The organism is Lentzea sp. (genome assembly GCF_036380075.1).
Taxonomy (GTDB): Bacteria; Actinomycetota; Actinomycetes; order Mycobacteriales; family Pseudonocardiaceae; genus Lentzea.
Map to the genome: position 1 here is coordinate 40,496 of NZ_DASVFL010000037.1, position 6,000 is coordinate 46,495.

The following is a 6,000-nucleotide window of genomic DNA, read 5'->3' on the forward strand; positions in this document are numbered from 1 at the left end:
AGCTCGGCGAGCTGGAGCTGCGGCCCGGCACGGCGATGCGCACCACGCACGAGGGCTGGGCGCTATCCGGCGACCCGGAGCCGGCCCGCCCGCGCCTGGAAGACCAGGTCGAGCAGGACGCCCGCGGCGGCGCCGACCGTGCCACCGGTGACCACGACCGTCTCGGCGACGGGAACCTCCCCGCGCAGACCGACGAAGTGCGCGCGGTCGGTCTTCAGGCTGAACGACTGCGGGACCAGCGCGACGCCGAGCCCGAACGCGACGAAGTCCAGCAGTGAGTGGACGTCGTTGACCTCGACGGCGACCCGGCGTTCGACACCGGCGGCGGCGAGGGCGCGGTCGGCCTCGTCCCGCGTGCCCCAGTCGGGGTTGAAGTCGACGAACGACTGCCCGCGCAGCTCGTCGAGACCGACGGACCCCCTTGCCGCGAAAGGACTTCCCGGCGCGCAGGCGAGCACGAGCGGCTCACTGGCCACAGTGGACACCCGCAGGTCGTCGGCGATCCTCGGCTGACGGGTGACGAACGCGAGGTCGAGCCGGCCCGCGCGGACGTCCTCGACCAGCTCGGCGTTGCCGGACTGGCGCATCCGCAGCTCCACGCCGGGGTGGGCCTCGTGGAACCGCGCCAGCACCGCGGGCAGGTGCACCACGTGCAGGCACTGCAGGCTGCCGACGGACAACGTGCCGCGCAGCAGCCCCCGCACCGCCGCGACGGCGTCCCTGGCGGACTCGACGCTGCTCAACGCCCGCCGCGCCTCCGGCAGCAGCGCCCGTCCGGCCTGGGTCAGCTCCACCTGGCGGGTGGTCCGCAGGAACAGCGGCGTCCCGAGCTCCACCTCCAGCGCGCGGATCGACGCCGACAGGCCCGACTGGGCGACGTGCAGGCGTTTGGCTGCCTTGGTGAAGTGGCATTCCTCGGCGACCGCGAGGAAGTGCTGGAGCTGTCTGAGTTCCACGATTCATCACCCGAGCTGCTGAGTCAGATCACTTCCTTGCGTTGGACAGCTTAATGGGAAGGGTCCAGAGTGGTGGTCATGCAGAAGCGTCGTATCGGGGACACCGAAGTCAGCGCCATCGGCCTGGGCGGGATGCCCATGTCCATCGAGGGAAGGCCGGACCGGGCGCGGTCGATCGAGACCATCCACGCCGCGGTCGACGCGGGCGTGACGTTCATCGACACCGCCGACGCCTACTCGCTCGACGACAGCGACTTCGGCCACAACGAGGAGCTGATCGCCGAGGCGCTGAAGGGGCGTTCGGAAGAGGTGTTCGTGGCCACCAAGGGCGGTCACACCCGCGAGCCCGGCGGCGGCTGGGGCCGCGACGGCCGGCCGGAGTACCTGCGCCAGGCCGTCGACGCGTCGTTGCGCCGCCTCGGCGTCGACCAGATCTTCCTGTACCAGTTCCACCGGCCGGACCCGAAGACGCCGATCGCCGAGTCGGTCGGCGTGCTGGCCGAGCTGCTGGACAACGGCAAGATCCGCTACGCGGGCGTCTCGAACTTCAACCCCGACGAGATCTCGCAGGCCAACGAGATCCTGGGCGGCCGGCTCGCGTCCGTGCAGAACCAGTTCTCGCCGTCGTTCCGGTCGAGCGAGCCGGAGCTGGAGCTGTGCGACAAGCTCGGCATCGCGTTCCTGCCGTGGAGCCCGTTCGGCGGCATCGGCAAGGCGGGTGCGCTGGCCGGTCCGTTCAAGGAGGTCGGTGACGCGCACGGCGTGAGCGCCCACCAGGTGTGCCTCGCGTGGATGCTGGCGAAGTCGGAAGTGGTAGTCCCCATTCCGGGTGCTTCCCGCCCGGCCAGCATCACCGATTCCGCCGCCGCCACCCACGTGGAGTTGACCGCCGAGGAGCTGACCCGCCTGGACGGGTGACCTCGGTGGAAAATTGCGACAAATGGTCGCACGATCTAGTCCATGCGGACCTTGATCACCGTAGTCGCGATCGTCGCCGGCCTCACCCCCGCTCCCGCGTCCGCGGCGCCCTCTCCGGAGGGCTCCGCGGACCACACGGCGGGTTCGCAGATCCTCAAGCACGAGGGAACAGCTGACCTGCGAACAGCAGAGGACTCCCCACCCACAGCGGGCAAGGTGCCCGGCATGGACGTCAGCAGCCACCAGGGCGACGTCGACTGGAGGTCGTCCTGGGACAAGGGCGCGCGGTTCTCGTACGTGAAGGCCACCGAGGGCACGGGGTACCGCAACCCGAAGTTCGACCAGCAGTACGGCGGGTCCTACGACGTCGGCATGATCCGCGGCGCCTACCACTTCGCGTTGCCCGACCGGGCGGGCGGCGCCGCGCAGGCGAACTTCTTCGTGGACAACGGCGGCGGGTGGTCGCCCGACGGCAGGACCCTCCCGCCGGCGTTGGACATGGAGTACAACCCGTACGGCGAGACCTGCTACAACATGAACCAGGCCGCGATGACCGCGTGGGTGAAGGCGTTCAGCGACACGGTGTTCGCGCGCACCGGCCGTCATCCGATGATCTACACGTCCACGAGCTGGTGGAACAGGTGCGTCGGCGGCTCGGTGAAGTTCGGCGACGACAACCCGTTGTGGATCGCCCGCTACAGCACCGAGGTCGGTCCGCTGCCCGCCGGGTTCGACTTCCACACCATCTGGCAGTGGCAGGCGGCCGGGTACTTCCCCGGCGACCAGAACCTGTTCAACGGAGTGTTCTCCCAGCTCCAACGCATCGCCGCGAGCTGACGAAGGCCCCGCCGGAGTGACGGGGCCTTCGTCGTGCGGTGCTCGGTTCCGCGGTGCTCAGTCGAACAGGGCCGGGAGGGTGCCCTCCCAGGCCTCGCGCAGCTCGTCGAGCGGGAGCTCACCGAGGTCCTGGATCTCCAAGGCGTTCGACTCCGGGTCCACGACGCCGACCTTGCGCCACGGCAGAGCGCGCGCGGTGCACATGTCGGTGAAGCGCTGCTCCTCGGTCCGCGGCACGGCGACCAGCACGCGACCGGCGGACTCGCTGAACAGCTGGGTGAACAGGTCGCCCTCGAGGAAGACCCGCGCACCCGTCTCGCCGATCAGGCACGTCTCGACGAGCGCCTGGGCCAGACCGCCCTCGGCGAGGTCGTGCGCGGCGGAGACCATGCCGTCGCGGGAGCCCGCGACGAGGACCTCGCCGAGCAGCTTCTCGCGCTGGAGGTCGGCCTTCGGCGGCAGACCGCCGAGGTGGCCGTGGACGACGTGCGCCCACTCCGAGCCGCCGAACTCGTCCTTCGTCTCGCCGAGCAGCAGCAGCGTCTCGCCGGCCTCGGCCCCGATCCCGGTGGGGATGCGGCGCCGCACGTCGTCGATCACGCCCAGCACGCCCACGACCGGCGTCGGCAGGATCGCCGTGGAACCGGTCTGGTTGTAGAAGCTGACGTTGCCGCCGGTCACCGGGATGCCGAGCTCCGCGCAGCCGTCCGCGAGGCCCTTCACGGCCTGCTCGAACTGCCACATGACCGCCGGGTCCTCCGGCGAGCCGAAGTTGAGGCAGTTGGTGACGGCGACGGGCGTCGCACCGGTGCTGCTGACGTTGCGGTAGGCCTCGGCCAGCGCCAGCTTCGCGCCCTCGTACGGGTCGAGCTTGGTGTAGCGGCCGTTGCAGTCGGTCGAGAGGGCCACACCGCGGTGCGTCTCCTCGCCGATGCGGATCATGCCGCCGTCGCTGGGCTGCGCGAGGACCGTGCCACCGCGGACGTAGCGGTCGTACTGCTGGGTGACCCACCGCTTGGAGGCCAGGTTGGGACTGGCCGCCTGCGACTTGATCAGGTCGAGCAGCTCCTCGCGGGCCGGCTTCGGCAGGCTGTCCGGCGTGTTCGCCTGCAGCTCGTCCTGGTCGGCGGGGCGCTGGATCGGCCGGTCGTAGACGGGGCCCTCGTGGGCGACGGTGCGCGGCGGCACGTCGACGACGACCTCGTCGTGGTAGGTGATGACCAGGCGGTCGCCTTCCGTCACCTCACCGATCTCGGTGGCGATGACGTCCCACTTGCGGCAGACCTCCATGAACGCGTCGACGTTGGCCGGCTCGACCACCGCGCACATGCGTTCCTGGGACTCGCTGGAGAGGATCTCCGCGGGCGTCATGCCGGTGGCGCGCAGCGGAACCCGCTCGAGCCACACGTGCATGCCGCCGTCACCGGCGGACGCCAGCTCGCTCGTCGCGCAGGACAGGCCCGCGCCGCCGAGGTCCTGGATGCCGACGACGATGCCCTTCTCGAAGAGCTCCAGGGAGCACTCGATCAGCACCTTCTCCGTGAACGGGTCGCCGACCTGCACGGACGGCAGCTTCTTGCGCTTGCCGGCCGAGTCGTCGAACGTCTCGCTCGCCAGGACGCTGACGCCACCGATGCCGTCGAGGCCGGTGCGTGCGCCGTAGAGGATGACCTTGTTGCCGGCGCCCGAGGCGTGCGCGAGGTGCAGGTCCTCGACCTTCATCGCACCGACGCACAGCGCGTTGACCAGCGGGTTGCCCTGGTACGACTCGTCGAAGACGACCTCGCCGCCGATGTTCGGCAGGCCGAGGCAGTTCCCGTAGCCGCCGACGCCGGCGACGATGCCGGGCAGGACGCGACGCGTGTCCGCGGCGTCCGGCTTGCCGAAGCGCAGCGGGTCCATGACGGCGAGCGGCCGCGCACCCATCGCGAGGATGTCGCGCACGATGCCGCCGACCCCGGTCGCCGCACCCTGGTAGGGCTCGACGTACGACGGGTGGTTGTGGCTCTCGACCTTGAACGTGACGGCCCAGCCGTCGCCGATGTCGACGACGCCCGCGTTCTCGCCGATGCCCGCGAGCATCTTGGAGCGCATCTCGTCGGTCGTGGTCTCGCCGAAGTACTTGAGGTGCACCTTGGACGACTTGTAGGAGCAGTGCTCGCTCCACATGACCGAGTACATCGCCAGTTCGGCGTCGGTCGGGCGGCGCTTCAGGATCTCCTTGATGCGCGCGTACTCGTCGTCCTTCAGGCCCAGCTCCTTGTAGGGCTGCTCCTGGTCGGGCGTGCTCTCCGCGTTCTTGACCGTGTCGACGCTCATGCCTTCACCACCAAGTCGAGCAGGGACAGGAACATGCCCAGTCCGTCGTCGGTCGGACCGGTGAGCGCGTCGATGGCGTGCTCGGGGTGCGGCATGAGGCCGACGACGTTGCCCCTGGCGTTGGTGATGCCGGCGATGTTGTTCCGGCTGCCGTTGGGGTTGTCCCCGACGTACCGGAAGACGACCCGGCCCTCACCTTCGAGGGTGTCGAGGGTGTTCTGGTCGGCCTGGTAGCCGCCCTCGCCGGACTTCAGCGGCACGAGGATCTCGGCCTTCGCGTCGTAACGCGTGGTCCAGGCCGTGGTGTTGTTCTCGACGCTGAGCCACTGGTCGCGGCACACGAAGTGCAGACCGCTGTTGCGGACGAGCGCGCCCGGCAGCAGGTGGGCCTCGGCGAGGATCTGGAAGCCGTTGCAGATGCCCAGGACGGGCATCCCCTTGTTCGCGGCCTCGACCACTTCCTGCATGACCGGCGCGAACCGCGCGATGGCGCCGCACCGCAGGTAGTCGCCGTAGGAGAACCCACCCGGCACGATGACCGCGTCGACGCCCTTCAGGTCGTGGTCGCCGTGCCAGAGCGGCACGGCCTCCCCGTCGGCGTACCGCACGGCACGCTGCGCGTCGACGTCGTCGAGCGTGCCGGGGAAGGTGATGACACCGACCCTCATGCCTCGACCCTGCGCACGGTCCAGTCCTCGATCACGGGGTTGGCGAGGAAGGTCTCAGCGATCTTGGCGAGCGTGGCGTCGTCGACGTCGTCGGCGACCTCCAGCTCGAAGTGCTTGCCCTGGCGGACGGCGGTGATGCCGTCGAAGCCGAGGCGCGGCAGCGCGTTCGCCACCGCCTGGCCTTGCGGGTCGAGAATTTCGGGCTTCGGCATGACGTCGACGACGACTCGGGCCACGACAGACTGCTCCCGGGTTTGAGGGGGCTGGCGGTACCCGGAGAGCCTACCTGACCTGGGTGTTCA

The 6,000-nt window shown here is 69.9% G+C and carries 6 protein-coding genes; 2 read left to right on the top strand and 4 right to left on the bottom strand.

Annotation, left to right across the window (positions count from 1 at the left end; translation table 11 throughout):
* Positions 1-62: 62 nt before the first annotated feature.
* Positions 63-956, bottom strand: coding sequence for a LysR family transcriptional regulator (locus VF330_RS04755; protein ID WP_414675335.1), 894 nt, complete (start codon positions 954-956; stop codon positions 63-65).
* A gap of 78 nt (positions 957-1,034) precedes the next feature.
* On the opposite strand from VF330_RS04755, the gene VF330_RS04760 reads away from it, so the two are divergent.
* A complete protein-coding gene (locus VF330_RS04760) occupies positions 1,035-1,874 on the top strand; it encodes an aldo/keto reductase (RefSeq protein ID WP_330850247.1) in 840 nt (279 codons plus the stop codon).
* Between the two features lie 42 nt (positions 1,875-1,916).
* Entirely contained in the window at positions 1,917-2,711 is a 795-nt protein-coding gene (locus VF330_RS04765) for a lysozyme (RefSeq protein ID WP_330850248.1), read from the top strand.
* A gap of 57 nt (positions 2,712-2,768) precedes the next feature.
* Here VF330_RS04765 and purL read toward each other — a convergent pair whose 3' ends face one another.
* From purL to purS, 3 genes are read right to left on the bottom strand one after another with little or no spacing between them, the layout of a single operon-like run.
* On the bottom strand, positions 2,769-5,030 hold the full coding sequence (gene purL / locus VF330_RS04770) for a phosphoribosylformylglycinamidine synthase subunit PurL (protein WP_330850249.1): 2,262 nt from the start codon (positions 5,028-5,030) through the stop codon (positions 2,769-2,771).
* A complete protein-coding gene (gene purQ, locus VF330_RS04775; protein WP_330850250.1) occupies positions 5,027-5,698 on the bottom strand; it encodes a phosphoribosylformylglycinamidine synthase subunit PurQ in 672 nt (223 codons plus the stop codon). The genes purL and purQ overlap by 4 nt, the downstream gene beginning before the upstream one ends.
* A complete protein-coding gene (gene purS / locus VF330_RS04780; RefSeq protein ID WP_030465889.1) occupies positions 5,695-5,934 on the bottom strand; it encodes a phosphoribosylformylglycinamidine synthase subunit PurS in 240 nt (79 codons plus the stop codon). Before purS ends, purQ begins: the two co-directional genes overlap by 4 nt.
* Between the last annotated feature and the right edge of the window lie 66 nt (positions 5,935-6,000).

Coding starts and splice junctions, on each gene's coding strand:
- VF330_RS04760 (WP_330850247.1), top strand. CDS start 1,035: ATGCAGAAGCGTCGTATCGGGGACACCGAAGTCAGCGCCATCGGCCTG.
- VF330_RS04765 (WP_330850248.1), top strand. CDS start 1,917: ATGCGGACCTTGATCACCGTAGTCGCGATCGTCGCCGGCCTCACCCCC.
- purL (WP_330850249.1), bottom strand. CDS start 5,030: ATGAGCGTCGACACGGTCAAGAACGCGGAGAGCACGCCCGACCAGGAG.
- purQ (WP_330850250.1), bottom strand. CDS start 5,698: ATGAGGGTCGGTGTCATCACCTTCCCCGGCACGCTCGACGACGTCGAC.